This window comes from Pantoea sp. 22096, from assembly GCF_052045955.1.
GTDB lineage: Bacteria > Pseudomonadota > Gammaproteobacteria > Enterobacterales > Enterobacteriaceae > Pantoea > Pantoea alfalfae.
Window position 1 is genome coordinate 40,222 of record NZ_JBQEPW010000005.1, and the last position, 26,755, is coordinate 66,976.

General features: G+C 57.6%; 24 protein-coding genes. 14 read left to right on the forward strand and 10 right to left on the reverse strand.

Going from position 1 to position 26,755, the window contains the following annotated elements; all coding sequences use genetic code 11:
• Window positions 1-44 precede the first annotated feature (44 nt).
• Window positions 45-1,535, reverse strand: a complete 1,491-nt coding sequence (dgt, locus tag ACTJKZ_RS16315) for a dGTPase (RefSeq protein ID WP_161735478.1) — start codon at window positions 1,533-1,535, stop codon at window positions 45-47.
• Between the two features lie 92 nt (window positions 1,536-1,627).
• Between dgt and mtnN the strand changes: the two genes are divergently transcribed.
• The 3 genes from mtnN to ACTJKZ_RS16330 all read left to right on the forward strand — a co-directional run bounded on the left by mtnN (window position 1,628) and on the right by ACTJKZ_RS16330 (window position 3,488).
• Window positions 1,628-2,326 carry a 5'-methylthioadenosine/S-adenosylhomocysteine nucleosidase gene (mtnN, locus tag ACTJKZ_RS16320; protein ID WP_161735476.1) on the forward strand — a complete coding sequence of 233 codons (699 nt, stop codon included), beginning with the start codon at window positions 1,628-1,630 and terminating at the stop codon, window positions 2,324-2,326.
• A complete protein-coding gene (gene btuF / locus ACTJKZ_RS16325; protein ID WP_260059228.1) occupies window positions 2,319-3,113 on the forward strand; it encodes a vitamin B12 ABC transporter substrate-binding protein BtuF in 795 nt (264 codons plus the stop codon). Before mtnN ends, btuF begins: the two co-directional genes overlap by 8 nt.
• 123 nt (window positions 3,114-3,236) lie before the next feature.
• Window positions 3,237-3,488 (forward strand): hypothetical protein, encoded by a 252-nt coding sequence (locus ACTJKZ_RS16330; protein ID WP_161735472.1) that lies wholly within the window; start codon window positions 3,237-3,239, stop codon window positions 3,486-3,488.
• Window positions 3,489-3,518: 30 nt separating this feature from the next.
• Here the strand turns inward: ACTJKZ_RS16330 and erpA are convergent, their stop codons facing one another.
• The gene (gene erpA / locus ACTJKZ_RS16335) at window positions 3,519-3,866 is read right to left on the reverse strand and encodes an iron-sulfur cluster insertion protein ErpA (RefSeq protein WP_008925625.1); all 348 of its coding nucleotides are present in this window, start codon (window positions 3,864-3,866) and stop codon (window positions 3,519-3,521) included.
• Window positions 3,867-4,069: 203 nt separating this feature from the next.
• Between erpA and hemL the strand changes: the two genes are divergently transcribed.
• Entirely contained in the window at window positions 4,070-5,350 is a 1,281-nt protein-coding gene (hemL, locus tag ACTJKZ_RS16340) for a glutamate-1-semialdehyde 2,1-aminomutase (protein ID WP_161735470.1), read from the forward strand.
• Window positions 5,351-5,681: 331 nt separating this feature from the next.
• Here the strand turns inward: hemL and fhuB are convergent, their stop codons facing one another.
• The 6 genes from fhuB to hrpB form a co-directional block, all read right to left on the reverse strand.
• A complete protein-coding gene (fhuB, locus tag ACTJKZ_RS16345; RefSeq protein ID WP_440829845.1) occupies window positions 5,682-7,661 on the reverse strand; it encodes a Fe(3+)-hydroxamate ABC transporter permease FhuB in 1,980 nt (659 codons plus the stop codon).
• A complete protein-coding gene (gene fhuD / locus ACTJKZ_RS16350) occupies window positions 7,661-8,539 on the reverse strand; it encodes a Fe(3+)-hydroxamate ABC transporter substrate-binding protein FhuD (protein ID WP_440829872.1) in 879 nt (292 codons plus the stop codon). Before fhuD ends, fhuB begins: the two co-directional genes overlap by 1 nt.
• Window positions 8,540-8,549: 10 nt before the next feature.
• On the reverse strand, window positions 8,550-9,344 hold the full coding sequence (fhuC, locus tag ACTJKZ_RS16355) for a Fe3+-hydroxamate ABC transporter ATP-binding protein FhuC (RefSeq protein WP_161731523.1): 795 nt from the start codon (window positions 9,342-9,344) through the stop codon (window positions 8,550-8,552).
• A 39-nt stretch (window positions 9,345-9,383) separates the two neighbouring features.
• Window positions 9,384-11,606, reverse strand: coding sequence for a ferrichrome porin FhuA (fhuA, locus tag ACTJKZ_RS16360; RefSeq protein ID WP_161731525.1), 2,223 nt, complete (start codon window positions 11,604-11,606; stop codon window positions 9,384-9,386).
• A gap of 201 nt (window positions 11,607-11,807) precedes the next feature.
• Complete coding sequence (gene mrcB, locus ACTJKZ_RS16365; RefSeq protein WP_253421118.1) at window positions 11,808-14,345, reverse strand: bifunctional glycosyl transferase/transpeptidase; 2,538 nt, start codon at window positions 14,343-14,345, stop codon at window positions 11,808-11,810.
• 98 nt (window positions 14,346-14,443) lie between these two features.
• The gene (hrpB, locus tag ACTJKZ_RS16370) at window positions 14,444-16,927 is read right to left on the reverse strand and encodes an ATP-dependent helicase HrpB (RefSeq protein ID WP_440829846.1); all 2,484 of its coding nucleotides are present in this window, start codon (window positions 16,925-16,927) and stop codon (window positions 14,444-14,446) included.
• Between the two features lie 30 nt (window positions 16,928-16,957).
• Here hrpB and thpR point away from each other — a divergent pair, with 30 nt between their 5' ends.
• The 9 genes from thpR to panD all read left to right on the forward strand — a co-directional run bounded on the left by thpR (window position 16,958) and on the right by panD (window position 24,015).
• A complete protein-coding gene (gene thpR, locus ACTJKZ_RS16375; protein WP_440829847.1) occupies window positions 16,958-17,515 on the forward strand; it encodes an RNA 2',3'-cyclic phosphodiesterase in 558 nt (185 codons plus the stop codon).
• A complete protein-coding gene (sfsA, locus tag ACTJKZ_RS16380; protein ID WP_253421112.1) occupies window positions 17,493-18,197 on the forward strand; it encodes a DNA/RNA nuclease SfsA in 705 nt (234 codons plus the stop codon). Before thpR ends, sfsA begins: the two co-directional genes overlap by 23 nt.
• Window positions 18,198-18,444: 247 nt before the next feature.
• Window positions 18,445-18,900, forward strand: a complete 456-nt coding sequence (dksA, locus tag ACTJKZ_RS16385) for an RNA polymerase-binding protein DksA (protein ID WP_008925615.1) — start codon at window positions 18,445-18,447, stop codon at window positions 18,898-18,900.
• A gap of 73 nt (window positions 18,901-18,973) precedes the next feature.
• On the forward strand, window positions 18,974-19,852 hold the full coding sequence (gene gluQRS / locus ACTJKZ_RS16390) for a tRNA glutamyl-Q(34) synthetase GluQRS (RefSeq protein WP_161731535.1): 879 nt from the start codon (window positions 18,974-18,976) through the stop codon (window positions 19,850-19,852).
• A gap of 86 nt (window positions 19,853-19,938) precedes the next feature.
• Window positions 19,939-21,357, forward strand: a complete 1,419-nt coding sequence (gene pcnB / locus ACTJKZ_RS16395) for a polynucleotide adenylyltransferase PcnB (protein ID WP_222925499.1) — start codon at window positions 19,939-19,941, stop codon at window positions 21,355-21,357.
• Window positions 21,354-21,839, forward strand: coding sequence for a 2-amino-4-hydroxy-6-hydroxymethyldihydropteridine diphosphokinase (gene folK / locus ACTJKZ_RS16400; protein ID WP_440829848.1), 486 nt, complete (start codon window positions 21,354-21,356; stop codon window positions 21,837-21,839). Before pcnB ends, folK begins: the two co-directional genes overlap by 4 nt.
• An 83-nt stretch (window positions 21,840-21,922) precedes the next feature.
• Window positions 21,923-22,717: a 3-methyl-2-oxobutanoate hydroxymethyltransferase gene (panB, locus tag ACTJKZ_RS16405; RefSeq protein ID WP_161731541.1), complete on the forward strand. Its 795-nt coding sequence runs from the start codon at window positions 21,923-21,925 to the stop codon at window positions 22,715-22,717.
• A 15-nt stretch (window positions 22,718-22,732) separates the two neighbouring features.
• Window positions 22,733-23,587 carry a pantoate--beta-alanine ligase gene (panC, locus tag ACTJKZ_RS16410; protein WP_222924531.1) on the forward strand — a complete coding sequence of 285 codons (855 nt, stop codon included), beginning with the start codon at window positions 22,733-22,735 and terminating at the stop codon, window positions 23,585-23,587.
• Window positions 23,588-23,634: 47 nt separating this feature from the next.
• Window positions 23,635-24,015: an aspartate 1-decarboxylase gene (gene panD / locus ACTJKZ_RS16415; RefSeq protein WP_013356815.1), complete on the forward strand. Its 381-nt coding sequence runs from the start codon at window positions 23,635-23,637 to the stop codon at window positions 24,013-24,015.
• Between the two features lie 230 nt (window positions 24,016-24,245).
• Here the strand turns inward: panD and ACTJKZ_RS16420 are convergent, their stop codons facing one another.
• Window positions 24,246-25,016 (reverse strand): ABC transporter permease, encoded by a 771-nt coding sequence (locus tag ACTJKZ_RS16420; RefSeq protein ID WP_161731545.1) that lies wholly within the window; start codon window positions 25,014-25,016, stop codon window positions 24,246-24,248.
• Window positions 25,013-25,942, reverse strand: a complete 930-nt coding sequence (locus tag ACTJKZ_RS16425) for an ABC transporter ATP-binding protein (RefSeq protein WP_161731547.1) — start codon at window positions 25,940-25,942, stop codon at window positions 25,013-25,015. The genes ACTJKZ_RS16420 and ACTJKZ_RS16425 overlap by 4 nt, the downstream gene beginning before the upstream one ends.
• A gap of 108 nt (window positions 25,943-26,050) precedes the next feature.
• Between ACTJKZ_RS16425 and can the strand changes: the two genes are divergently transcribed.
• Complete coding sequence (gene can, locus ACTJKZ_RS16430; protein ID WP_260059222.1) at window positions 26,051-26,707, forward strand: carbonate dehydratase; 657 nt, start codon at window positions 26,051-26,053, stop codon at window positions 26,705-26,707.
• Window positions 26,708-26,755: the final 48 nt, after the last annotated feature.

Genomic DNA, 26,755 nt, shown 5'->3' on the forward strand with positions numbered 1-26,755 from the left:
AAGCCAAAGGTAAAAATTTATTCGCGCTCTTTACAATCGGCGGCTTATTCTACTGCCATCAGCCGCCGGTACTCATCCCAGGCATAGAGATCGGTCATACCGCTAATATAATCCTGAATAAGCCGGAAGCGATAATAACGCTCCCACAACAGCCGCTGATATTTATGCTCCACAACCAGATTACGCATCTTGTGCAAATAGGCTTTACGGTGTTTCCCGGAGAGCTTATGGAAAAGCCGCGTTTCAATCGGGTGCTGGCGCAGGAAGTCTTCATTCATCAGCGTGGTAAAGGCTTCATAATTAAGGCGCATCAGCGGCTGATAGATCTCCAGCAGCCCTTTAATCACGCGGTAACCCTGCAGTTCCAGCTGCTCAACTTCGGAGTGATTAAACACCTGCTGGCGCGCAACGGTCTTAAACAGTTGCAGTAAACGCCCTTCTTCACCCTCATCCTCCAGCAGTGCATGGTTAAAACTTCCCTCGAATATTGCAGGCAGATTATCAACAAAACGTTTCACCGCGTAACTGACCAGCACGCTCTGAACATTTACGCGTAATGACATAAAAAATTGATCGCTGCGGCTGCGGCGTTTTTTACTGCAGGCTTCCCGCCAGGCTTCGCCAATAGTCCGGCTAAAGGCGTCATTATTTTTCACCGGCCCCCAGGCTTTACTGAGAAATTCAAACAAACTCTCAACATTAAAAATATCTTTTTCTACAGCGTCGTCCAAATCGGCAATACAATAGGAGATATCATCTGCGGCTTCCATTATATAGGTGAGCGGAAATCGGTGGTGTTCTTCCATATTGGTGGCAGCACGCAGGTCGGCAATATAATCCTGCTCAGAGAGATAAAAACCGGGTTTCTTCATTAACACGCTAAATTCGGCGGGCTTTTCACCCTGCCACCAGGCAGGAGCAGTATATTTGAGGATACAGGCGACCTGAGAATAACTGAGATTGAGTTGCAGCAGCGTATGCACCATACGGATAGCCTGCGCGTTGCCCTCAAAATGGCAGAGATCCTGGCGTATCATGGCGTTCAGCTCATCAAAGGCTTTACGCTGCGCATCCCCTTCAACGCCCGCCACCAGCGGATCGACCAGCTCGGCAGCGAGGTTCTCTTCAAACCAGTCGTTAATAGCTGCCTCGCCAAAATGACCAAACGGCGGATTGCCCACGTCATGCAGCAGACACGCCATTTCGATCAGGCTTTCAAATGCGCCTTCAAGCTCATCCAGACCATACTGCGCCAGCCCGCCCTGCATCTTCAGGGTTTGCAGGATCTCTTTGGTGATGTAGCGTCCGGTCTGCTGCACCTCCAGCGAGTGTGTCAGTCGGGAACGGACAGCGGCATTGCGCTCCAGCGGAAAAACCTGCGTTTTCTGTTGCAGTCGCCGGATGGCGGCGGAGTTGATAATCCGTCCACGGTCACTCTCAAAATGGCGGGTAATATAATATTCGCCTTCCGGATCTTTTCGACTGGTATAAGGGCGCGAGAAGCTGATCTTCTTCCTGAAATTGATCGCCGACATGAATTACCCCTGACTTTTTCGTGAATTAATCCCCTGAATGCCATGGTAGACTATGCCCTAAATTTTGATTCTTTACATTAGCGGAACTCACTATGAAAGCAGGCATTATTGGCGCGATGGAGCAGGAAGTCACACTGCTGCGCGACAAAATTGAAAACCGTCAAACGCTGTCGCTGGCGGGTTGTGAAATCTATACCGGCACCCTGCAGGGCGTTGAGGTGGCACTGCTGAAATCGGGCATTGGTAAAACCTCTGCGGCGCTGGGCACCACGCTGCTGCTGCAGCTCTGCAAACCCGATGTGGTGATCAACACCGGTTCAGCGGGCGGTTTATCGCCGTCGCTCAGCGTCGGCGATATCGTGGTGTCAGACGAAGTGCGTTATCACGATGCGGATGTCACCGCATTTGGTTACGAGCCGGGTCAGATGGCGGGTTGTCCGGCCGCATTTGTGGCAGACAGCAAGCTGATTGCTGCGGCGGAAGCCTGCATTAAGCAACTGGACCTGAATGCCGTACGCGGTCTGGTGGTGAGCGGTGATGCCTTTATCAATGGTGCCGAACCGCTGGCACGCATTCGCAACCTGTTCCCGCAGGCGATTGCCGTTGAGATGGAAGCAACCGCTATCGGTCACGTCTGTCATCAGTTCCAGGTACCGTTTGTGGTGGTCCGTGCGATTTCCGACGTGGCCGATAAGGAATCTCACCTCAGCTTTGATGAGTTCTTAAGCGTAGCGGCAAAGCAATCTTCGCTGTTGGTGGAGAACCTGCTGGCGCATCTGGCGCGTGGCTAAAACGCTGCTTTTCTGCTGGCTGCTGCTGTTGAGCGGCAGCCTGCTTGCCTCCCCGCCCCGTGTTATCACCCTCGCTCCCCACCTTACCGAACTCGCCTTTGCTGCCGGGATTACGCCGATTGCGGTCAGTGCATGGTCTGACTATCCGCCGCAGGCGAAACAGATTGAGCAGGTTGCCAACTGGCAGGGCATCAAGGCCGAACGCATTCTGCAGCTCAAACCGGATCTGGTCTTAGCCTGGCGAGGCGGTAATCCGCAGCGACAGATTGACCAGTTGCAGCAGCTCGGCGTACCGGTTAAATGGATTGATCCGCAGACGCTGGATGACATGTTCACAGCGCTGGCCGATCTGGGCCGCTGGAGCCCCAGCCCGGAACAGGCAAGCAGAGCTGCCCAGGCGTTACGGCAGCAGGAAGCCGCATTGCGTCAGCGCTATACTCACCTGACTGCGGTTCCGCTCTTTTTGCAGTTTGGACAGCAGCCACTCTTTACCGCCGCCAGAGCCACGCTGCAGAATGAGATAATTACATTATGTGGTGGCAGGAATATTTTTGCCGACAGTCGTGTCAGCTGGCCACAGGTCAGCCGTGAGCAGGTACTGATGCGCCATCCTCAGGCCGTTGTGACGGGTGGCAGTGCGCAGCAGGCGGAAAACATCCGTGTGTTCTGGCGACCGCAGCTGGATGTACCGGTGATTGCCATCAATGAGGACTGGCTTAGCCGGCCAGGCCCGCGACTGCTGCTGGCCGCGCAGCAACTCTGTGCGGCTCTGCATCCCGATGAATAAATCGGCGAATTAATTAAAGTCACTGCGATTTTTGCCGTTGATCAATACCAGAGACGAACGCGCCACGTATGCTCGCCGTCCTTTTAGCGCCCCGGCGCTTTTTTAAAACACCAGGAACCTTATATGACCAGAGCACTGCTGCTGGCCATAGGGCTGTCGATCGCCGGTTCTGCCTTTGCAGGATCGATAAATGGCTCTATTGGCGCCAGACTTGTCATCTATTCACGCTGTGAAATCAACACGGCTAACGGTCAGCCCGCGCCACAGATCAACTGCGGCAGACAGGCAAGCGCGCAGCCACGCGTAACCCATAGTCAGATTCAGTCGCAGGGAAGTGTGAAACAGAGTAACCGGCTGGTCACAATCGAGTGGTAAACGAGGCCGTCGCGATGACGGCCTTCATCATCAGATACTAAAGGAAGAGCCACAGCCACAGGTGGTTTTGGCATTTGGATTGGTCACGATAAAGCGTGAGCCTTCCAGACCTTCGGTGTAATCCACCGAACCGCCCACCAGATATTGCAGGCTCATCGGGTCAACCACCAGCGAGACGCCCTGCTTTTCGATCGTCATGTCGCCATCATTCAGTTGATCATCAAAGGTGAAGCCGTACTGGAAACCACTGCAACCGCCACCGGTGATATAGACGCGAAGTTTCAGCGCCGGGTTCTCTTCGTCGGCAATCAGGTTCTTCACCTTGGTGGCTGCGGCGTCGGTAAACTGCAACGGCAGTGCTACTACTTCATCACTCATGTTTTACTCCGGTAAACGCCCAGGTCAGAAAACGACCTTAATAACGCTATTATCAGCCAGCACCTCAGCGCAATCAAGCTCTGCCCTTCGCACTCTGTGCCGCTTTCACCTCTGTTAAGGGCGCCGCGGGTGAATCCGCCTTTCGTCTGCTGCCCCTCTTCCGTAGAATGGTGCAATATTTTTATGAACCGCTGGAGCCGAAAATGAGTAAGTCCGAACAACTGTTTGCCGAGGCACAACGCCTGATCCCGGGCGGGGTAAACTCGCCAGTACGCGCATTTACCGGCGTGGGCGGCGTTCCGCTGTTTATTGAACATGCTGATGGCGCGTATCTCTATGACGCCGATGGAAAAGTCTATATCGACTATGTTGGCTCATGGGGTCCGATGGTGCTGGGTCATAACAACGCGGCGATCCGTAATGCCGTGATCGAAGCGGCCCAGCGCGGCCTGAGCTTTGGCGCACCGACCGAAATGGAAGTGACCATGGCGCAACTGGTGTGTGAGCTGGTGACGTCTATGGAGATGGTGCGGATGGTCAACTCCGGCACCGAAGCAACCATGAGCGCGATTCGTCTGGCGCGTGGCTTTACGGGCCGCGATAAAATTATCAAGTTTGAAGGCTGCTATCACGGTCACGCCGATCATCTGCTGGTGAAAGCGGGTTCCGGTGCCTTAACGCTGGGTCAGCCAAACTCGCCGGGCGTACCGGCTGATTTCGCTAAACACACCCTGACCTGCACCTTTAACGACCTCGACTCGGTGCGCAGCGCCTTTGAGCAATATCCTGACGCCATCGCGGCCATCATCGTTGAGCCGGTCGCCGGCAACATGAACTGCATTCCGCCGCAGCCGGCGTTCCTGCCAGGCCTGCGTGCGCTCTGCGATGAGTTCGGCGCACTGCTGATTATTGATGAAGTGATGACCGGTTTCCGCGTGGCGCTGGGCGGCGCGCAGGCTCACTACAATGTGCGTCCTGACCTGACCTGTCTCGGAAAGATTATCGGTGGCGGGATGCCGGTTGGCGCATTTGGTGGCCGTCGCGACGTGATGGCTGCGCTGGCCCCGACCGGTCCGGTTTATCAGGCGGGTACGCTTTCCGGTAACCCCATTGCCATGGCCGCCGGTTTTGCCTGCCTGACACAGATCGCGCAGCCTGGCACGCACGACAAACTGGATGCCCTGACCCGCCAGCTGGCTGAGGGTCTGCGCGAAGCAGCCCAACAGCAAAATATCCCGCTGGTGATTAATCATGTGGGCGGGATGTTCGGCCTGTTCTTCACCGAGGCTGATAGCGTGACCTGTTATGCCGATGTGACCCGCTGCGATGTAGAGCGCTTTAAAACCTTCTTCCATCTGATGCTGGAGGAAGGTGTTTACTTTGCGCCATCAGCTTATGAGGCAGGCTTTATGTCGCTGGCGCACAGCGAAGAGGATATTCAGCGCACTGTCGACGCCGCGCGTCGTTGTTTCGCGAAGCTGTAATTGCGGCAGCGTTAGAGGCAAAGACCGGCAGCAGCACCCGGTCCAGGATCTCACAGCAACATAAAACTCAGCGCGCAGGGAACACGGGCAGAGGAGGAAAGCGTCCCGCGCCTGGGACAAAAACGCCAGGCGTTTTTGAACAACGCAACGCGTTGGCCGGTTTACGGGCGCACCTCAGGGATGAGGTGCGTAATCGCGCGGGCCGAGCGTGTCAGGGATGACGGCTTTTGCGTCTTTACGATCTGACCGTGTTCCCTTCGCAGGCTCAGTCTCACAGCCAATCGGGCCAGACTTTGTTAGTAATCTCAGACCGGTTTGCGCTGGTCTTTTTTTAACCTGAACGCCGCAGCAGCCAGATAAAGTAAGGCGCACCTAAAAAGGTCGCCATCAGCCCGGCTGGGATTTGATCCGGGAATGCCAGCATTCGCCCGCACCAGTCAGCCAGTATCATCAATCCCCCGCCCAGCAATCCCGACAGCAGCAGTTGCGGCAAGGCCCGCCGGAACCCCAGCATCCGCGCCATATGCGGTGCCATCAGTCCGACAAAACTCAGCGGACCGATAGTCAGCGTCGCGCTGGCGGTCAGCGCGGCGGCCAGCAGCAGCAGACTCAGCCGCGCGGGCGTCAACGCCATGCCCGCCGAGCGTGCAGTCGCACTTCCCAGCGGCAGCAGCGTCAGCCAGCGACTGGCCAGCGGGGCCAGTGAGACCAGCACCAGCGCACAGAGGGCACTCAGAATCGCCTGACTGCCGCTGATGTTATAGGTCGAGCCGGAGATCCAGCTCAGCAGCCCGCCCATACGCGGATCGCCGCTGGCCAGCAGCAGCATCAGCAGGGTGACAAAGGCGCTGTTAAGCGCCATACCCGCCAGCAGCATCCGCTCCGGCGAGAAGCCGCCACGGCTGGCTACCGTTATAATCACCAGCAGCGTCAGTGCGGCACCCACAGCACCGGCGGGCAGCAGCCAGGCCATCGCATCGCCTGGCATAAAGAACATCATGACCACTATGCCGCAGGCAGCTCCGGAACTGATGCCCAGCACTTCCGGGCTGGCCATGGGATTGCCGGTCAGCCGCTGAATCAGACTCCCCGCCACGCCCAGCATCAGACCGGTTACCAGCGCCGCCAGCACGCGCGGCGCGCGCCACGGCAGCAGTGATTGCAGCATCTCGCCCGCTGACCAGATCCAACCCTGCGCATCACGTCCAAACGCGAGAGCTCCCCACCCCAGCAGCGCCAGAACAGCGAGACCGATCAGCGCCCAGCGCAGCAGGTTCTGTCGTTCGGCGGGCACATGGTCACCCTGATTCAGCGCGGGCGGCACCGAACCGGTGCGCAGTCGCGGCAGCAGCCACAGCAGAATCGGTACGCCAAGCAGGGCCGTGGCTGTGCCGGTCGGAATATCGCGCCAGTGCGTGCTGAGCCATAAGACGCAACTGTCCGCCAGCCACAGCAGCAGCGCGCCGGTAAACGGTGCCAGCAGCATCCTGCTGAGGAGTCGTCGTCCACCCAGCAGCTTTGCCAGCAGCGGCGCAAACAGCCCGATAAAGCCGATGATACCGGCGATATTCACCAGCTGTGCGCTGAGCAGAATCGCCAGTCCAAGGCCACCAATACGCGCCACAGAGAGCGCCAGACCCAGGTTTTTCGCGACACCATCATCCAGCCCCATCAGCGTCAGCGGACGCAGCAGCGCCAGTGTCAGCACAAACGCCAGCAGCAGACGCGGCCAGAGTTGCTGTACGTTTTCCCAGCTCATCTGATTCAGCGCGCCGGTGCTCCACAGAAACATGTTCTGCAGCTGATCGTGATTGAAGATAGCGAAGATTTGATTCACCGCGCCGCTGTACAGGCTCAGCACCAGCCCGGCCAGAATCAGCGTCACCGGCGACAGACGTTTGCCCCAGGCCACACCAAACACCAGCGCGCCCACCAGCAGCGCACCGCTAAGCGCGGCAAACTGCTGGGTCATGGCCCCGCCGGGCAGATGCCACAGCGTTGCCACGGTAATCCCCAGCTGCGCGCCGGAAGAGACACCCAGCGTGGTCGGCTCCGCCAGTGGGTTGCGCAGGATCTGCTGAAACAGCATACCGGCAAGACCCAGTCCGGCACCCACCAGCAGCGCCAGCGCCGTGCGCGGCAGCAGGCTGTAGTGAAACACCATCTGCGGCAGACTATCGACGGCTGGTGACCAGAATGCCTGCCACCATTCAGCCTGTGGCAGTGCCTGGTGCAGATTAACCAGCGTCAGGCTGAGTGAGAGCAGAAACAGCAGGCTGAGGAGGCCTGCGGGAAACAGAGCATGGCGCATCAGTGCGTCTCCAGCGCGCGTTCCAGCACGCGAACAAAGTGCAGCGCCGAGAGCGTTGCACCGTAATACCAGACCGCCGGGACGCGCTGAAAGCGTCCAGTGCGGAGAAACGGCATGGCCTGCCACAGCGGACTGCGCATCAGCTGCTGCATCTCCACGTCATTGTCATGATCGAAACAGATAACATCTACCTCCCCGGCCTGCGCCAGCTGTTCGATGCCGATCACTGCGCTGCCCCAGAAATTGGTTTCGCCCTGCCAGCCATTTTTCAGGCCCAGCAGGGTCATCACTTCCAGGAACAGACTGTTTTTACCGAAGGTAATGGCGTGACGACTGTCGAGCAGCGACATCAGCAGAAGCGTGCGTCCGGCATAGGGTGCCAGCCGCTCACGCGCCGCCGCCAGCTGATCATCGACCTCGCGCAGATGCTGCTCCGCCCGCTCGCTTAATCCCAGGCGCGCTGCCAGCTGACGCAACGATGCGCGCGCGGCGGTGAAGGGTTTTCCGTCGCCGCTGTGAAGATCAAAGCCCATGATGGGTGCGATGCGCGTCAGTTTCTCTTTGGGCGGGCCGTAGCCATTAGAGCAGAGGATCAGCGACGGCTGCATTTGCGCCATCAGCTCAAGATTGGGTTCGGTGCGCAGGCCGACGTCGATCACGTCCGCAGACAGCTTCGGCTCACCTACCCAGATGTTGTAGTTGTGCAGATCGGCCACGCCCCAGGGCGTAACGCCCAACGCAATCAGCAGTTCGGTGGGTAACCACTCCAGTGCAATAATCCGACCCGGATCCGGCGTGGCAGCACGCAGAGGAAGCGCACAGAACAGTGGCGAGGCCGCCAGCGCCAGCAACAGTCGGCGGCGATAAAGATCGGGCATCATCCTTTCCTTAACAGACAAAACTGACCGGCGCGCCGCCCTGCGGGTGCGGTAAAATGCCCATTGGAATGCCATAAATTGCACCCAGTACCTCAGGCTGCATAATTGCTCCGGCGTCACCTCCGGCAATCATCGCACCCTGACGCAGCGCCACCAGATGATCGCAGTAGCGTGCCGCCATGTTGATATCGTGCAGCACCGCAATCACGGTCAGGCCGCGCTGCTGGCTCAGGTCTTTTATCAGCGCCAGCACCTCCACCTGATGGGCAATATCCAGCGCCGAGGTCGGTTCATCCAGCAGCAGACAGCGGCTGTTCTGCGCCACCATCATCGCCAGCCAGGCGCGCTGACGCTCACCGCCTGACAGACTGTCCACCAGCCGACCGGCAAAGGGCTTTAGCCCGACCTGCGCAATCGCATCCTCTACCCTATCGCGATCCTCCTGAACAAAGCGCCCCAGCGCCCCGTGCCAGGGATAGCGGCCAATCGCTACCAGCTCACGCACCGTCATCCCTTCGGCGGCCGGTAACTGCTGCGGCAGATAGGCCACCTCGCGGGCAAAGGCTTTACTGTTCCAGCGCCCGACGGGCTGCTGATTCAGCAAAACCTCTCCACTGCTGGCCGCATGATGGCGACCCAGCATTTTCAACAGCGTCGATTTGCCCGAGCCATTGTGGCCAATCAGCGCGGTCATTTTACCCGGTGGAAAAGTCAGCGACAGGGGCTGGAGGAGAGTGCGGCCGGGCACTTCGAAACTGGCATTCTCCAGCCTGAAGGTTGCCTCTTCTGCGTGCGGATGCGGCATGGTTATCCCTGTGAACGGGCGCCTAAGCGCCCGGTTAAATCAGAATCTGAAGGTCGCGGTGCCGACAATCTGGCGTTCCGCACCCCAGTAGCAGGCGTATTCACGGTAGCAGCTGGCGACATACTCGCGGTTGAACAGATTGTTAACGTTAACACCCACTGTCGAGCCTGGCAGACCGAAACGACCCAGATCATACTTCAGCGCCGCATCCACCGTGGTGTAACCGGCTACCTTAAAGTTCTGGTTCGAGAGTCCAGCAGAGGTATTAGTTGGGGTTTCAGCATACAGCCCCTGGCTTTCACCCACGTAACGGACCCCAGCGCCGATCGTCACCCCTGACAAAGCTGTCTCGTGGAAGGTGTAGTCGCTCCACAGTGAGGCCATATGTTTCGGCACCTGCACCGGCGTTTTGCCTTTAAGCGACGTGTCTTCAGTATATTCCGCATCGGTGTAGGTGTAGGAGGCCGTCAGGTTAACGTTGGCATTGAGCGCCGCTTTAGCTTCCAGCTCTACGCCCCGTGACCGGATTTCACCGCTCTGAACGCTGAAAAAAGCTCTGTCTGGATCGGGATCGGCAGTCAGATTTTTGGTTTTGGTCAGCTGGTAAAGCGCTGCGGTGAGCACCACCGGACGATCTTTCGGTACATATTTCACGCCCGCTTCATACTGCTTAGCGCGTGACGGATCAAATGCCTGACCCTCATAGGTTGAACCCGCATTCGGAATAAAGGCTTCACTGTAGCTGAAGTAAGGCGCGATTCCGTTATCAAACACATAGTTCAGACCCCCACGCCAGGTAAAGGCCTGATCGTTCTGGCGATCAACGCTATTCGCCACCCGATCGTAAACCGAGGTCATGGCGTAGTCGTAGCGGCCACCCAGTGTCAGCACCCAGCGATTCCATTCCATCTGATCCTGTGCATAGAGGCCGGTCTGACGCTGCTTATTCAGATGCTGATAAGGATCGGCAAATGGCGTTACGCCGTTATCGCCATATTGCGGATTAACTGCATTCAGGCTGGAAGCAGTGCCAAACTGTGCGTCGATATCATTGCGGGTACGCTGGAAGTCCACGCCCAACAGCAGCGTATGATCAACCTGGCCGGTGGCGAATTTCGCCTGCGCCTGGGTATCGACCGCCAACTGGTTGAGCGTCTCTTCTGAAACTGCCGAACCGCGCGTGATTTGCTGAGTCTCCGGCAGGAAACCATTGCCATAGATACTGCGGTAATCGGTGCGCAGGTCGGCGTAACGCAGGTTCTGGCGCAGCGTCCAGGTGTCGTTAAGGCTGTGCTCGGCGTTATAGCCCACCATTTTGGTAGTGCGTGAAATCTTATTGCTCTGCTCGCCTTCGTCGAAGTCGGTCGGCAGTTTGTACTGGCTGCCATCGGCACGGGTGATCGGCACCACAGTGCCCTGACGCGGCAGCCAGCCGTAATAACCAGTTTCTGGCTCGTTCTGGAAATAGGTCAGCAGATCAATGCGGGTGCGATCGTCGGGACGCCAGCTGAATGACGGAGCGATAGTGTAGCGCTTCTCTTTGTTCATCGACTGCTGCGCATCCTGACTGCGCGCCTGACCGGTCAGGCGATAGCTGTAGACGCCGTTATCATCCAGCGCGCCGCCAAAATCAAAGCCGGTCGAAAAAAGGTTGTCGTTGCCCATCTGGAACTGTACTTCGCGCAGCGTTTCCTGGGTTGGACGCTTGCTCACCAGCGAGACCACACCGCCCGGATTGCTTTTGCCATAGAGCACCGACACCGGACCGCGCAGCAGTTCGGCGCGCTCCAGGAAATAGGGGTCGATGGCAAACTCAGAGTAATTATCTCCCTGCAGCTTCAGGCCATCCAGATACTGATTGGTATTGGTTTCGCTGAAGCCGCGAATGGATAACGCATCAATCACATCTGAGCTGCCACGGTTACCGGTCAGCACGCCAGGCGTATAGTTAAACGCCCCTTTCACGCTGGTCACGTTGCGCATCTCCATCTCTTCGCGGGTAACCACGGAAACAGACTGCGGATTTTTTTCAATCGGTGTGTCAGTTTTGGTGCCCGTGGCGCTGCGCTTCGCCGCCACGGTCGGTGCCGGCCCCCAGGCGCTTTCCGCCTCGACGCCGCTGCCGCCATCCGCCGAGACCACCATGGTCTCCGTCTGCGCAGCATAAAGCGAGGAGCTCAGGCTCAGTGAAATCATGACGCCCAGAAGCGGCCGGGAAAATGTTTTTTTGGTGTTGTCTGCAAAAGTCGTTCGCGCATTCATAAAAAGGTGTCTCTTAAAATAGGCTCAGGCGAGCGAATCGAAACGATAATGATTATTATAACGGATTAGATAATATGCGAACTTCAGCGACGACTGCAAGCAGAAATCCCAGCAGTGACGCCGTTTGCAGAGCCGTTTCCCCGTATTGATCAAAAACAAAAAAAGGGCGCCGAAGCGCCCTTTTTAACCTGTCTGACTGATTTATTTGCCAAACATATCTTTTATCCAACCTGCTACGCCGTCGCTGTCTTTCTGCTCCTGCTCCTGCGGTTGCTGGGCCGGTTGCTGTTGCGGCTGTTGCTGCTGTTGCTGGTCAAACAGCTGTTGCTGCTGCTGAACCTGCTGCTGCTGTTGCTGACACAGCGCATTCGGATCCAGCGCCCACACCGGCAGAGAACGCCAGGTGCTGCTGCCCGTGCCACAGACAAAGTTACCGGCCGAATCCACATTCATCAGTGATACATCTTCCGGCGGCGTCAGCTGCAGTGGCATGGGTGCCTGATTGTCGAGGTAGCGACGATAGAGCTGCATCGCACCGCTGGCACCGTAGAGTTTGGTCGGCTGGTTGTTATCACGTCCTACCCAGGTGATCGCCACTTCTTTGCCATCAATACCGGCAAACCAGCTGTCCACCAGATCGTTGGTAGTACCGGTTTTGCCCGCCAGATGCGCATTCGGGAAACGCGCGCCCAGCGCACGGGCGGTACCGTGGTCAGCGACCTGTTGCATGGTGTAGAGCGTCAGATAAGCGGCCTGCGCCGGTTCCACACGCTGCGCCTGCGGATAGCTCTGATAGAGCACGCTGCCATCTTCTGCAATCACCGAACGCACCGCTGACAGCGACGCGCGATTGCCGCCGCTGGCGATCGACTGGAACGCCTGTGCCACTTCAACTGGCGTCAGGTTTAAAGCACCCAGCAGCATCGCCGGAACCGGATGCAGCTGCTCTTTCGGCACGCCCAGCTTGTTCCAGGTATCGACTACCGCATCCAGCCCCAGCGTCATACCGAGGTTAACCGTCGGCACGTTCATGGAGTTGGTCAGCGCGTCCACCAGCATCACTTTGCCGCTGAAGCGACGGTCGTCGTTCATCGGTTTCCAGATGGTGCCATTTGGCTGCTTCAGCGCAATCGGCTCATCGGCGATCCAGCTGTTCAGGCGATAGCTGTTTGGCTGGCTCAGCGCGGTGAGGTAGGTCGCCGGTTTCGCCAGGGAACCAATAGAGCGACGCGCCTGCAACGCACGGTTATAACCGGCATACTGCGGATCGGCACCGCCGACCATAGCACGGACTTCGCCGCTGAAGCGGTCAACCACCACCATTGCGGTTTCCAGATCCTTCAGACCACGCTGTTTTTTCAGCGTCGGAATGCCGTCAACCACCGCTTTTTCGGCCGCATCCTGCGAGACCGGATCCAGCGTGGTAAAGATCTTCACGCCGGAGAGATCTTTAATCTTGTCGCCCAGTTTCGCCTGAAGCTCGTTACGCACCATCTGCATAAAGGCAGGCTGTGGCGTGATCACACCGCCCTTTGGCTGCACGCCCAATGGACGCGCCGACAGCATGTCGTACAGCTCCTGGTCGATCACTTTCTGCTGCTGCAACAGGCGCAGCACCAGGTTGCGGCGTTCCAGCGCCAGTTTCGGGTTACGCCACGGGTTATAGAGCGACGCCCCTTTCACCATGCCAACCAGCATCGCCTGCTGATCCAGACTCAGCTCATCAACCGGACGGCCAAAGTAGTAGAGGCTCGCCAGCGGGAAGCCGCGAATCTGATCGCTGCCCGCCTGACCGAGATAGACCTCATTCAGGTAGAGCTCCAGGATGCGATCTTTGCTGTAGCGCGCATCCATGATCACCGCCATATAGGCTTCACGCGCTTTACGCCACAGCGAACGCTCATTGGTCAGGAACAGGTTCTTAACCAGCTGCTGCGTCAGCGTACTGCCACCCTGCACCGCTTTCCCGGCCGTGATGTTCGCCAGGAAGGCGCGACCAATGGAGTACGGACTGATGCCATCATGCTCATAGAAATGGCGATCTTCAGTGGCGATCAGCGTATCGACCAGCAAATCAGGGAAACCGGTGCGCGGCACGAAGAGTCGCTGTTCACCATTGGGTGACTGCAGCATGGTGATCAGACGCGGATCGAGGCGGAAAAAGCCAAAATCACGGCCGGTTTCGAGGTTTTTAATCTCGCTCAGCTCATCTTTGGTAAAGCTCATGCGCGCGTGGATTTGCCCCTCTTTACTGTCGGGGAAATCAAACGGGCGACGCAGCAGATCAATGGTGTTGCCCTTCACCGAAAACTCGCCAGGGCGGGTGATACGGGAGACTTCGCGATACTGAGTCCCTTCCAGCAGCGCCACCATTTCACTTTTGTTGTAGGCCATGCCCGGTTCCAGGCTGACCATGCGGCCATAGACGGTGGCAGGCAGTTGCCACACCTTACCGTCAATCCGGCTGCGAATTTCCGAGTCGAGGTAGATGCCCCATGCGACCATTACCACCACAAACACCAGGAACAGTTTAATTAACCATCCCAGCCAACGGCGTTTGCCGCGCGGCGGTTTTCCACCTTTACCTTTACGTGGCACCGGCGCTTCCTCCTCGTCATCATTAAAATCGTCCTGATCGATATCCTGTTCGATATCCCTGCGTCGTCCCCGGCCCGCACTGCTGCGCGGCGGCAACGGTTTACCTTTGCGCCCTATTGGTTCGCGATCGTTCCCAGACATTACTTTTCTTCTCCAGGCAGTGCTTACGGCAGCGCCGCTACTCTAACTGCTTTCTCGCGTGCCGCATGGCAGAACCCTCTGAATTCGATCCAGCGGACTCAACCCTGCGGGGACATTTTTTTGGTTCGCCTTGTTGGCAAGGCGGTGGCCGGATCCTCTGGCCAGAGGTGTTTCGGATAGCGTCCCTTCATCTCTTTCCTGACCTCCGGCCAGGCACCGCGCCAGAACGCCGCCAGATCGCGGGTGATCTGCAACGGACGCTGGGCGGGCGATAACAGCTCGAGCACCAGCGGGATGCGTCCTTCCGCCACGGTGGGATTCTGCGCTTCGCCAAACATCTCCTGAATCCTGACTGCCAGCGCGGGCGGCTTATCCGCATCGTAGCGGATTGGCAGCCGGCTTCCGGTCGGCACAGTGTAATGAGTTGGCAGCACAGTATCCAGCCGCTGACGTTGTGACCATGTGAGTAAATGTAAGAGCGCCGTGGTCAGGTTCACCGCCTGCAGGCTGCGCAGATCGCGCACTGCTGACATCTGCGGCAACAGCCACTGCGGCAGGCTCTCAAGCAGGCTTTCGTCATCCATGGCGGGCCAGCTCTCTTCCGGCAGCCACTGCGCAGCACACTGAATGCGCAGGCGCAACTGCCCGGCATCCGGCGTCCAGCCCAATACCGACAGACCTTTTTCGGCGATCCAGCGCAGCATAGCCGCGTGAAGCACGTCCGGCTCCGGGCGCGCCATCGGCTGGGTCTTCAGGATCAGGGCGCCAATCTGCTCACGTCTGAACGCACGCAGCGTGCCCTTCTCTTCATCCCACTCCACTTCGGTCCGACGCTCAATCAGCGCTGGCTGATGCTGGCATAGCGTTTCAATATCGACCGGCAGTGCCAGCAACATCCGGGCATCCGGCGTCGCACTGCCCTGCAACAGGGCGGGTGTAATCAGCCATTCGTTGCGCGTCAGGCCATCCTGCTCATCGAGTCTGGCCCCCAGCCCGTTAGCCAGCTGATAGCGACCGCTCTGGTCGCGACGCCGCGCCAGCCGATCGCCAAACCCTACCGCCAGCAGGCCAGCGAAGCGATCTTCATCGACCCGTCCGCCCCGAATTTTAAGCCGCTGCTGCCACTGCTGCGCCCGCCGCTGCCATTGGGCCTGTGGCCGATGCAGCGCATCACGCAGATCGGCACTGCCGCTGCGCGGAGGATCTTCCAGAATCGCCACCAGCAGTGCGGCGCTGGCGACCGCATCCGGCTCATCGCCTGCGGCACAGAGCATAGCAGCAAGCCGCGGATCGCAACCCAGCTTTGCCATACGCCGTCCCAGCGTGTTAAGCAGGCCGTTGCTGTCCAGTGCACCCAGACAGGTCAGCTGTTGTTGCGCTGCCATCAGATTTCTGGCGGGCGGCTGATCCAGCCACTGCAGCTGTTGCGGCCCGGTACAGCCCCACTGCAACAGGTCCAGCCACAGCGACGAAAGGTCACTGTTAACCATTTCCGGTTCGCTCTGCGCCGCCGCACGAGACGCCTGCTCCTGCGGCAGAAGATGCAGACAGATCCCCGGCATCAGTCGCCCGGCGCGACCTGCGCGCTGGATCATTGATGCCTGGCTGATGCGCTGCGTCTGCAGACGCGTTACGCCGCTGCGGGCGTCAAACAGGGCGCTGCGTTCCAGCGCACTGTCGACTACCAGACGAATCCCTTCAATGGTCAGGCTGGTCTCGGCGATATTGGTGGCGAGCACCACTTTGCGACGTCCGGCGGCGGCGGGCAGGATCGCCCGTCGCTGCGCCGCCAGCGGCAGTGCGCCATAGAGCGGTGTCAGATCCACATCGTCACTAATGCGTGATTCCAGCTCGCGTTTCACGCGTTCAATTTCCGCCACGCCCGGCAGAAACAGCAGCAGGGAGCCGTCTTCGTCGCGCAGCAGCTGGGCGACTTCACGCGCGACCGCCTCTTCAAAGCGTACGTTCTGATTCAGCGACGCGTAACGCCGTTCAACCGGATAGCTGCGCCCTTCTGAAATAATCAGTGGCGCATCCGGCAGCAGCGCCGCCAGCCGGGTATTATCCAGCGTGGCCGACATCAGCATGATTTTAAGATCGTCGCGCAGCCCCTGCTGCACATCGAGCAGCAGCGCCAGCGCCAGGTCGGCCTGCAGGCTGCGCTCGTGAAATTCATCGAGGATCACCAGCGACACGCCCTCCAGCATCGGATCGTGCTGAAGCATGCGCGTGAGCATCCCTTCGGTGACCACTTCCAGCCGGGTTTCTAGCCCGACGCAGCTTTCGCCACGCATCCGGAATCCCACTGTGGCTCCCGGCTGTTCGCCGAGCTGTTCTGCCAGCCGCTGCGCCACATTACGTGCCGCCAGCCGGCGTGGCTCCAGCATAATGATGCGTCCCGGCAACGCCGCCTGCTGCAACAACTGCAGCGGCAGCCAGGTCGATTTGCCCGCGCCGGTAGGGGCGGCCAGCAGGATTTGAGAGGCGTCACGCAGCGCCGCCAGGATGTCAGGCAGCACCGCGCTGACCGGTAAATCGCTCACAGCAAACTCCGCTTCTGCCTGTGCTAAGATGGCGCGCATTGTAGCACGTGATATTTGCCGGAGAGCGCCATGGCGACACAACGCTTATTTTTTGCCATCAGCCTGCCTGACGAAATGCAGCAACAGCTGGTGCGCTGGCGGGCGGACACCTTTCCTGCAGAGGTCGGCCAGCCAGTGGTCGCAGCAAACCTGCACCTGACGCTGGCGTTTCTGGGTGAGGTCGCACCGGAAACCTCACAACGCCTGCAGACGCTGGCCTCCCGTATCGTCCAGCCCGGTTTCGATCTCGACCTGGATGATGCCGGGCACTGGCCGCGCCCCGGCGTGGTCTGGCTCGGCTGCCAGCGCGCGCCACGCGATCTGTTACAGCTCGCCAGCCTGCTGCGGGCCCAGGCCGCCCGGCATGGCTGTTATCAAAGCCCACAACCGTTTCATCCGCACATCACGCTGTTACGCCAGGCCACCCAGCCGGTTGCATTACCGCCACGCGGTTTTCACTGGCGTTTTCGCGTCTCCACCTTTTCACTGTTCGTCTCTGACTATGCCAGAGGTCGTACCCGCTATCGCGCTCTGGCCAGCTGGCCGTTAACGTCTCAGGATCCGCATGCACTTCTCTCCGCCCCTTAAATCCGCCCGCCTGATCGCCCGTTACAAACGTTTCCTGGCCGATGTCGAGACGCCTGAGGGCGAGGTGCTGACGATTCATTGCGCCAACACCGGTGCCATGACCGGCTGCGCCACGCCGGGCGATCGGGTCTGGTATTCCACGTCCGACAGCCTGACGCGCAAATATCCCCACAGCTGGGAGCTGACCGAAACGCAGCAGGGCCACTGGATCTGCGTGAATACCCTGCGCGCGAATCAGCTGGTGGCTGAAGCGCTGGACCAGGATCGGTTGCCATCGCTGGCTGGTTATTCGCATCGACAGGCAGAAGTAAAATATGGCAGTGAAAAAAGCAGAATTGATTTCCTGCTCAAAGCAGAGGCACGGCGCAACTGCTATATTGAGGTGAAATCCGTAACCCTTTTACATGAAGGTAAAGGCTATTTTCCGGATGCGGTGACGATTCGAGGACAGAAACACCTGCGCGAGCTGGCGACAGTGGCGGCAGAGGGTCATCGGGCCGTTTTGTTGTTTGCCGTTTTGCACTCGGGGATTGAGGACGTTTCCCCGGCACGCCACATTGATGCGGCGTATGCAGAACAACTGGCTCAGGCGCAACGGGAAGGTGTAGAGGTTTTAGCGTATCAGGCAGACTTATCGGCGGAGGGAATGTTTCTTAAATCGCCGATCAACGTAACCTTGTAATATCTTTTGCAATTTTATGTGGTAAGAATGTTCTGAGCTAAGGGCTGATTACGCTGTTCCTCACAGGCTTGTCAAGGTGTGTTCATGAAGAATTGCCAACCCTGACTGCTTCTGTTATTTATAGCGGCCTGTTTTTTTCCCCAATGGGGGATCGATGTACCCCGCAGACGTCAGATGCAGGCCGGCAGCAACGCCCCTGCGGGACGTCAGTCAGAGGGTATAGTGCGTGTTATCCAGGAGAAGCAACATGCAAGAAGGTCAAAACCGTAAAACATCGTCCCTGAGTATTCTCGCTATCGCTGGCGTTGAGCCTTATCAGGTTAAACCTGGCGAAGAGTATATGAACGACGCGCAGCTGACCCATTTTCGCAAGATTCTGGAAGCCTGGCGTAATCAATTGCGGGACGAAGTCGATCGTACCGTATCGCATATGCAGGATGAAGCTGCTAACTTCCCGGACCCGGTTGACCGTGCCGCGCAGGAAGAGGAGTTCAGCCTGGAGCTGCGTAACCGCGATCGCGAACGTAAACTGATTAAAAAGATCGAGAAGACGCTGAAGAAAGTTGAAGATGACGACTTCGGCTATTGCGATTCCTGTGGCGTTGAGATTGGTATCCGCCGTCTCGAAGCACGTCCTACTGCCGATCTCTGCATCGACTGTAAGACGTTAGCAGAAATTCGTGAGAAACAAATGGCCGGCTGATGCCGCGTCCATCCTGTTACCGCGCAGTGGAACAATGACTTTTTTGTCCACTGCGTGGTCACTTCTGAATCCTATGTCATCCTCCTGCATTGGTCGCTTCGCCCCTTCTCCCTCTGGTGAACTTCATTTTGGCTCGCTGATTGCTGCCCTGGGCAGTTACCTGAGCGCGCGCGCGCAAAACGGCATCTGGCGGGTGAGAATTGAAGATATCGATCCGCCGCGGGAAGTGCCGGGTGCCGCCAGCCGCATCCTGCATCAGCTGGAACACTATGGTTTGACGTGGGATGGCGAAGTGCTGTGGCAGTCGCAACGTCATGAGGCCTACCGTGACGCGCTCGCCTGGCTGCAGCAGCATCGTCAGAGCTATTTCTGCACCTGTCCCCGACGTCGCATTCAGGAGATTGGCGGTTTCTATGATGGTTACTGCCGTGAACGGCAACGCGGACCAGAGAATGCCGCGCTGCGTTTACGCCAGCATGCGCCGGTCTTTGCGTTTGAAGACCGATTACGCGGGTGCGTAGAGGCGGACAGACGTCTGGCACAGGAAGACTTTATTATTCACCGTCGTGATGGTTTGTTTGCCTACAACCTGGCGGTGGTCGTCGACGATCATTTTCAGGGCATTACCGAAGTGGTGCGCGGCGCAGATTTGATTGAGCCGACGGTACGGCAGATTGCACTTTATCAGCAGTTTGGCTGGCCGGTGCCGGCCTGGCTGCACCTGCCTCTGGCGCTTAATCACGATGGCAATAAGTTATCGAAGCAGAATCATGCTCCTTCCCTGCCTGATGGCGATGCCAGACCCCTGCTGGTAGCGGCATTACGCTTCCTCGGGCAGCCTGTTTCAGGTGGCTGGCAGGACTTAACGCAGGACAAACTGCTGTCTGATGCGGTAGCACAGTGGAATATCGCTTTGATGCCGCAACAGAACGCCCTGAAACCGGATGCATAGACAACAGCATTCTCAAACGGTTCTCAACAGGCTATGATTAGCCGCTGATTTTACCTACACCCTAATTGCCACTGTCGAGGTGTCCCATTTTTACCCGAGTAGCTAATTTTTGCCGAAAAGTCCTGAAGCGTGATGAAGAGGAAGCCCCTGCAGAGGTTGAACCAGAACGTCTGATGGCCATTATCCCTCGTGAAAGCCACAACATCTCACGTAAAGACATCAGCGAAAATGCCCTCAAAGTGCTCTATCGCCTGAATAAAGCCGGTTATGAAGCCTATCTGGTAGGCGGTGGCGTGCGCGATTTGCTACTGGGGCAAAAACCTAAAGATTTCGATGTGACCACCAACGCCACGCCTGAGCAGATGCGTAAGCTGTTCCGCAACTGTCGCCTGGTGGGTCGGCGTTTCCGTCTGGCTCACGTGATGTTTGGCCCGGAAGTGATCGAAGTCGCTACCTTCCGTGGCCATCATCAGGTTGAAGAGATCGCAGAAGATCGTAACAGTTCGCAGCGCGCCCAGAGCGGTATGCTGCTGCGCGATAATATCTTCGGCTCTATTGAAGATGATGCCCAGCGCCGCGATCTCACCATCAACAGCCTCTACTACAGCGTGGCTGATTTCAGCGTACGTGACTACGTTGGTGGCATCAGCGATCTCGAACAGGGCATCATTCGCCTGATTGGCGATCCGGAAACCCGCTACCGCGAAGATCCGGTTCGCATGCTGCGCGTCGCACGCTTTGCCGCCAAGCTCAATATGAGCATTGCGCCGGAAACCGCCGAGCCGATTCCACGTCTGGCCTCGCTGCTGCGTGATATTCCGCCCGCGCGTCTGTTTGAAGAGTCGCTGAAGCTATTGCAGGCAGGTTATGGCTACAGTACTTATCTCAAGCTGTGTGAATATCAGCTGTTCCAGCCGCTCTTCCCGACGCTGGCGCGCAACTTCACGGAAAACAGTGACAGCCACATGGAGCGGATGCTGGCACAGGTGCTGAAAAACACCGACAACCGCATTCATAATGATATGCGCGTGAATCCGGCGTTCCTGTTTGCTGCGATGTTCTGGTATCCGCAGCTTGAAGCGGCCGAACGCATTGCGCAGGAGAGTGGCCTGACCTACTTCGAAGCCTTTGCGATGGCGATGAACGATACGCTGGACGAAGCCTGCCGTGCGCTGGCAATTCCAAAACGTATTACCTCGCTGATCCGCGATATCTGGCTGCTGCAGTTGCGCATGTCACGCCGTCACGGTAAACGCGCCTGGAAGCTGATGGAGCATCCGAAATTCCGCGCTGCTTACGATCTGCTGGCGTTGCGTGCAGAAGTGGAAAATAACCCGGAACTGCTGCGTCTGAGCCAGTGGTGGGGGGAATTCCAGGTGGCTGCACCGCCGCATCAGAAAAACATGCTGAATAATCTGGGTGACGATCCGGTGCCGCGCAATAAATCACGCCGTCCGCGCCGCCGCTCTTCCGCACCACGTCGTGACAATCAAAACGTGTCATGACACGAGTTTACCTCGCATTAGGCAGTAATCTGGCCGACCCGCTGCATCAGGTTGATGCAGCGCTGACGGCACTGGATGCGTTGCCGCAGACGCAACGCATCGCGACCTCGCCGTTCTACCGTACACCGCCTTATGGCCCGCCCGACCAGCCCGATTTTCTCAATGCCGCCGTGGCGCTGGAGACCCATCTCAGCGCAGAAACCCTGCTTGACCATACCCAGCAGATTGAGCGGGATCATGGGCGGGTGCGTAAGGCGGAACGCTGGGGGCCGCGCACGCTGGATATCGATCTGATGCTGTTTGGCGACGAAGCAATCAACACTGAGCGGCTGATTGTGCCGCACTACGACCTGCTGAATCGCGCCTTTATGCTGGTACCACTGCTGGCGATTGCGCCCGATGCCCGCCTGCCCGATGGCCGCGCACTCAGCTCCGTTCTGGCCACCCTGGACAGTCGTAGCATCACGCTGTGGCATGGCTGATCAGACAAACGCACATCTCTGATTCCGCTCTTTCACGCTATCCAGTAAACTGCGCCCATCAGAATTCCTGAGTTGAGAGCGCCATGAAACCCACCACGATTTCACATCTGCGTCAGGCGAAAGCCAGCGGTAAAAAATTCGCGACGCTGACCGCCTACGATTTCAGTTTTGCCCGTCTGTTTGCCGATGAAGGCATTCAGGTGCTGCTGGTTGGTGATTCCTTAGGGATGACGGTACAGGGGCACGACTCCACCCTGCCGGTCACGGTCAGCGATATCGCCTATCACACCGCTGCCGTGCGCCGTGGTGCGCCACAGGCCCTGCTGCTCGCCGATCTGCCCTTTATGAGTTATGCCACGCCACAGCAGACCTTTGAGAGTGCCGCACAGCTGATGCGTGCCGGTGCCAATATGGTGAAACTGGAAGGCGGCAGCTGGCTGGCTGAGACCGTACAGATGCTGACCGAACGCGCCGTGCCGGTGTGCGGTCATCTTGGCCTGACCCCGCAATCGGTCAATATCTTTGGCGGCTATAAAGTGCAGGGCCGTGATGAAGCCGGTGCCGATCAGCTGCTGGCCGATGCGCTGGCGCTGGAAGCGGCAGGCGCACAGCTGATGGTGCTGGAGTGCGTGCCGGTGTCGCTGGCCCAGCGGATCACCGAGGCGCTCACTATCCCGGTGATCGGCATCGGTGCCGGTAACGTCACCGATGGTCAGATTCTGGTGATGCATGATGCGCTGGGCGTGACCGGCGGCCACATTCCCAAATTTGCCAAAAATTTCCTGGCGGAGACCGGCGATGTTCGCGCGGCGATTCGCCACTATATCGCCGAAGTCGAGGCCGGAACCTATCCGGCGGCAGAGCACAGTTTCCAGTAATTCAGGAGAGTCACCGTGTTGATTATTGAAACGCTGCTGATGCTGCGCAAGGAAGTCCGTCGCTGGCGTCAGCAGGGTAAACGCATTGCGCTGGTGCCGACCATGGGCAACCTGCATGAAGGCCATCTGACGCTGGTGGATGAAGCCCGGTCGCGCGGGGACATCGTCATTGTCTCGATATTCGTCAATCCGATGCAGTTCGATCGCGCCGATGATTTAGCCCGCTACCCGCGCACCCTGCAGGAAGATTGTGAAAAGCTGAACCGTCACCAGGTTGACGTGGTTTTTGCCCCGTCACCGGCTGAAGTCTATCCGCAGGGCGCGCAGAATCAGACCTTTGTTGAGGTGCCGGTGCTCTCTTCCCTGCTGGAAGGCGCGACGCGTCCAGGCCATTTTCGCGGCGTGGCGACCATCGTCAGCAAACTGTTTAATCTGGTGCAGCCCGATATTGCCTGTTTCGGTGAAAAGGATTTTCAGCAGCTGGCTATCATTCGTAAGATGGTAGCTGATATGGGCTTCGACATTGAGATTGTTGGCGTGCCAACAGTGCGGGCCAAAGATGGCCTGGCGCTGAGTTCGCGCAACGGCTACCTGACAGACGATGAGCGTAAGCTGGCACCGGTGCTGAGCCAGGTGATGCATCAGATGGCTCAGCAACTTGAGAACGGCGAGCGTCACATTGAAGAGATTATTGAGGCAGCCCGCGAGACACTGCTGGCACAGGGATTGCGTCCTGATGGCCTGGCAATCTGTGATGCGGACACGTTGCAGCCGCTGACGGTGGACAGCCAGCGTGCGGTGGTGCTGATGGCCGCCTGGCTGGGTAAAGCCCGACTGATTGATAATCAAACTGTTGACCTGACGCTGTAAGTACGCCCGCTGCAGGTTATTTTATTTCTCTGATAAGGTTTCTGGCTATGATTCGCACAGTTCTGCAAGGCAAATTGCACCGCGTAAAAGTGACGCAGGCGGACCTCAATTACGAAGGCTCCTGCGCTATCGATCAGGATTTCCTGGATGCTTCCGGCATTCTGCAATATGAAGCGATCGATATTTATAACGTCACTAACGGTCAGCGCTTCTCTACCTACGCTATCGCGGCTGAGCGTGGCTCGAAAATTATTTCGGTCAACGGTGCTGCTGCCCGCTGCGCCTGCGAAGGCGATATTTTAATTATCTGCTCGTATGTGCAGGTTGAGGATGCCGTCGCGCGTCAATGGCAGCCTAAGGTCGCCTATTTTGAAGGTGACAACCAGATGAAGCGTCTGGCGAAAGCATTGCCGGTACAAATCGCCTGAGTAATCGATCAGCTGACAAAAAAGGGCCGCCATTAAAATGGGCGGCCCTTTTTATTTCTGCTTCTGCAATTAAACCGCTTTGGTTGTCATCGGCTTCGATGACTTTTTCATCGCAGGCAGGTTTCAGGATGATTTCGAGGCCAGGGAGAACCGTCGTTCGGGTTGTTTTTCACTCACCAAAAAAAAGCCACGCCCTTATCGCAGCGTGGCCCTTACTATTCAATGTATTGTCAGGTGCGCAGTCCGCGTCCGCGCTGAATCAGCGCATAGACCAGCCAGTAGAATACCAGAATAAAGGCCACCAGTACCGAGAGCGTAAACACCAGTGGCACATCATTAATGCCCAGGAAGCCATAACGGAATCCGCTAATCATATAAACGATTGGATTCAGTTTAGAGATAGCCTGCCAGATTGGCGGCAGCAGACTCAGCGAATAGAATACGCCGCCCAGATAGGTCAGTGGCGTCAGCACAAAGGTCGGGATCAGGCTGATGTCGTCAAAGGTGCGCGCAAAGACGGCGTTGAGCAAACCGGCCAGTGAAAACAGAATCGCGGTCAGCAGCAGCGTAATCGCCACCATCGACCAGGAGTGCACGTGGAACGGCACAAAGAACAGCGAAATAGCCGTCACCAGAATGCCGACGCAGACGCCACGCGCCACACCGCCGCCCACATAGCCGGCAATGATAATGTGGGTCGGCACGGGTGCAACGAGCAGTTCTTCAATGTTGCGCTGGAACTTGGCACTGAAGAAGGACGATGCCACATTGGCGTAGGCATTGGTGATCACCGCCATCATGATCAATCCCGGCACAATAAACTGCATATAGCTGAAGCCGTGCATCTCACCAATGCGCGACCCGATCAGGTTGCCAAAGATGATGAAATAGAGCGTCATGGTGATGACCGGCGGCACCAGCGTCTGGATCCAGATACGGGCGAAACGGTTAACTTCTTTGGCCCAGATGCTTTTCAGCGCCACCCAGTACAAATGTGTCATGCTTTTGCTCCTGTTTTTCCCTGCGTCGTCAGGCCAACGAACAGCTCTTCAAGACGGTTGGCTTTATTGCGCATACTCAGCACCTGCACACCCTGCGCACTTAACTGACTGAACACGCTGTTAAGGCCCTGCTCACGCAGCACTTCCACTTCCAGCGTTGAAGTATCGGTCAGCCGGTACTGGAACCCCTCCAGCCTGGGCAGCGGACTGCGCGGCGCCAGATCCAGGATAAAGGTTTCTGATTTGAGCTTGGACAGCAGTTCTTTCATCGAGGTGTTTTCCACCAGCTCACCGCTCTGGATGATGCCGATGTTGCGGCACAGCATCTCGGCTTCTTCCAGATAGTGGGTAGTGAGAATGATGGTAGTGCCTTTGGCATTGAGATCTTTCAGGAACACCCACATTGAGCGACGCAGTTCGATATCCACGCCAGCCGTTGGCTCATCCAGAATCAACAGTTTTGGCTCGTGCATCAGTGCACGGGCGATCATCAGGCGGCGTTTCATCCCGCCGGAGAGCATGCGCGCACGCTCAGTGCGTTTGCTCCACAGGTCGAGCTGCTTCAGATACTTTTCCGCACGCTCATTGGCTTCACGACGCTCAACGCCGTAGTAACCCGCCTGATTCACGACGATCTGCATCACCGTCTCAAACGGGTTGAAGTTAAACTCCTGCGGCACCAGCCCGAGCTGGCGCTTGGCATTCACCACATCTTTTTCCAGATCGTAGCCAAACACCCGCACGCTGCCTTCGGATTTGTTTACCAGCGAACTGATAATCCCGATGGTGGTCGATTTACCGGCACCGTTTGGCCCCAGCAACGCATAAAAGTCACCCGCTTCAACGTTAAGATCAATGCCCTTCAGCGCCTGCACGCCGCCGGGATAGGTCTTAGTCAGCCGGGAAAGTTCCAGTGCATAAGTCATTCTGCATCCATACCCTGTTTTGATGGCATTGCAATGCCGTTTAAATTTATCAGGCCCTGGCATATAGTACGCGCGCGCACTTTGCGCAGTAACCGGTCGCTCAACGCCATGACAGACATCAATACCCTGATCAGAAACAACCGCGAATGGTCAAAACTGCTGGTTGAAGAAGATCCCAGTTTTTTTGAGCGGCTCGCCCAGGCACAAAAACCGCGCTTCCTGTGGATTGGCTGTTCTGACAGCCGTGTCCCTGCCGAACGTCTGACCGGACTGGAACCAGGCGAACTCTTTGTTCACCGCAACGTCGCCAATCTGGTAATCCACACCGATCTGAACTGTCTGTCCGTGGTGCAGTACGCTATCGAAGTGCTGGAAGTGGAACACGTTATCGTATGCGGCCACTACGGCTGCGGCGGCGTGCAGGCGGCGATGGATAACCCGGAGCTGGGATTAATCGACAACTGGCTGCTGCACATCCGCGACCTCTGGTACAAGCATAGCGTGTTGCTGGGGGAACTCCCGCCGGATAAGCGTTTGGACAAACTGTGCGAAATCAACGTTATTGAACAGGTCTATAACCTGGGGCACTCGACCGTTCTGCAATCTGCCTGGAAACGTGGCAAGGATGTCTCCCTGCACGGCTGGGTTTACGGCATTCAGGATGGCTGCCTGCGTAACCTGGATGTCACGGCAAACAGCCGGGAGATCCTTGAACAGCGCTATCGTCACGGCATTGCTAATCTGCAGATGAACGGCCAGGCCTGAGCCGATCGCGGCGTAAAGCGCGACATAGCCTACACCAGGCAATCGGTG

Coding starts and splice junctions, on each gene's coding strand:
- fhuB (WP_440829845.1), bottom strand. CDS start 7,661: ATGCGCCATGCTCTGTTTCCCGCAGGCCTCCTCAGCCTGCTGTTTCTG.
- sfsA (WP_253421112.1), top strand. CDS start 17,493: ATGCACTTCTCTCCGCCCCTTAAATCCGCCCGCCTGATCGCCCGTTAC.
- ACTJKZ_RS16425 (WP_161731547.1), bottom strand. CDS start 25,942: ATGACTTATGCACTGGAACTTTCCCGGCTGACTAAGACCTATCCCGGC.
- gluQRS (WP_161731535.1), top strand. CDS start 18,974: ATGTCATCCTCCTGCATTGGTCGCTTCGCCCCTTCTCCCTCTGGTGAA.
- mrcB (WP_253421118.1), bottom strand. CDS start 14,345: ATGTCTGGGAACGATCGCGAACCAATAGGGCGCAAAGGTAAACCGTTG.
- hemL (WP_161735470.1), top strand. CDS start 4,070: ATGAGTAAGTCCGAACAACTGTTTGCCGAGGCACAACGCCTGATCCCG.
- erpA (WP_008925625.1), bottom strand. CDS start 3,866: ATGAGTGATGAAGTAGTAGCACTGCCGTTGCAGTTTACCGACGCCGCA.
- dgt (WP_161735478.1), bottom strand. CDS start 1,535: ATGTCGGCGATCAATTTCAGGAAGAAGATCAGCTTCTCGCGCCCTTAT.
- can (WP_260059222.1), top strand. CDS start 26,051: ATGACAGACATCAATACCCTGATCAGAAACAACCGCGAATGGTCAAAA.
- panD (WP_013356815.1), top strand. CDS start 23,635: ATGATTCGCACAGTTCTGCAAGGCAAATTGCACCGCGTAAAAGTGACG.
- folK (WP_440829848.1), top strand. CDS start 21,354: ATGACACGAGTTTACCTCGCATTAGGCAGTAATCTGGCCGACCCGCTG.
- fhuC (WP_161731523.1), bottom strand. CDS start 9,344: ATGCCGCATCCGCACGCAGAAGAGGCAACCTTCAGGCTGGAGAATGCC.
- fhuA (WP_161731525.1), bottom strand. CDS start 11,606: ATGAATGCGCGAACGACTTTTGCAGACAACACCAAAAAAACATTTTCC.
- dksA (WP_008925615.1), top strand. CDS start 18,445: ATGCAAGAAGGTCAAAACCGTAAAACATCGTCCCTGAGTATTCTCGCT.
- ACTJKZ_RS16330 (WP_161735472.1), top strand. CDS start 3,237: ATGACCAGAGCACTGCTGCTGGCCATAGGGCTGTCGATCGCCGGTTCT.
- fhuD (WP_440829872.1), bottom strand. CDS start 8,539: ATGCCCGATCTTTATCGCCGCCGACTGTTGCTGGCGCTGGCGGCCTCG.
- thpR (WP_440829847.1), top strand. CDS start 16,958: ATGGCGACACAACGCTTATTTTTTGCCATCAGCCTGCCTGACGAAATG.
- panB (WP_161731541.1), top strand. CDS start 21,923: ATGAAACCCACCACGATTTCACATCTGCGTCAGGCGAAAGCCAGCGGT.
- hrpB (WP_440829846.1), bottom strand. CDS start 16,927: ATGCGCGCCATCTTAGCACAGGCAGAAGCGGAGTTTGCTGTGAGCGAT.
- mtnN (WP_161735476.1), top strand. CDS start 1,628: ATGAAAGCAGGCATTATTGGCGCGATGGAGCAGGAAGTCACACTGCTG.
- ACTJKZ_RS16420 (WP_161731545.1), bottom strand. CDS start 25,016: ATGACACATTTGTACTGGGTGGCGCTGAAAAGCATCTGGGCCAAAGAA.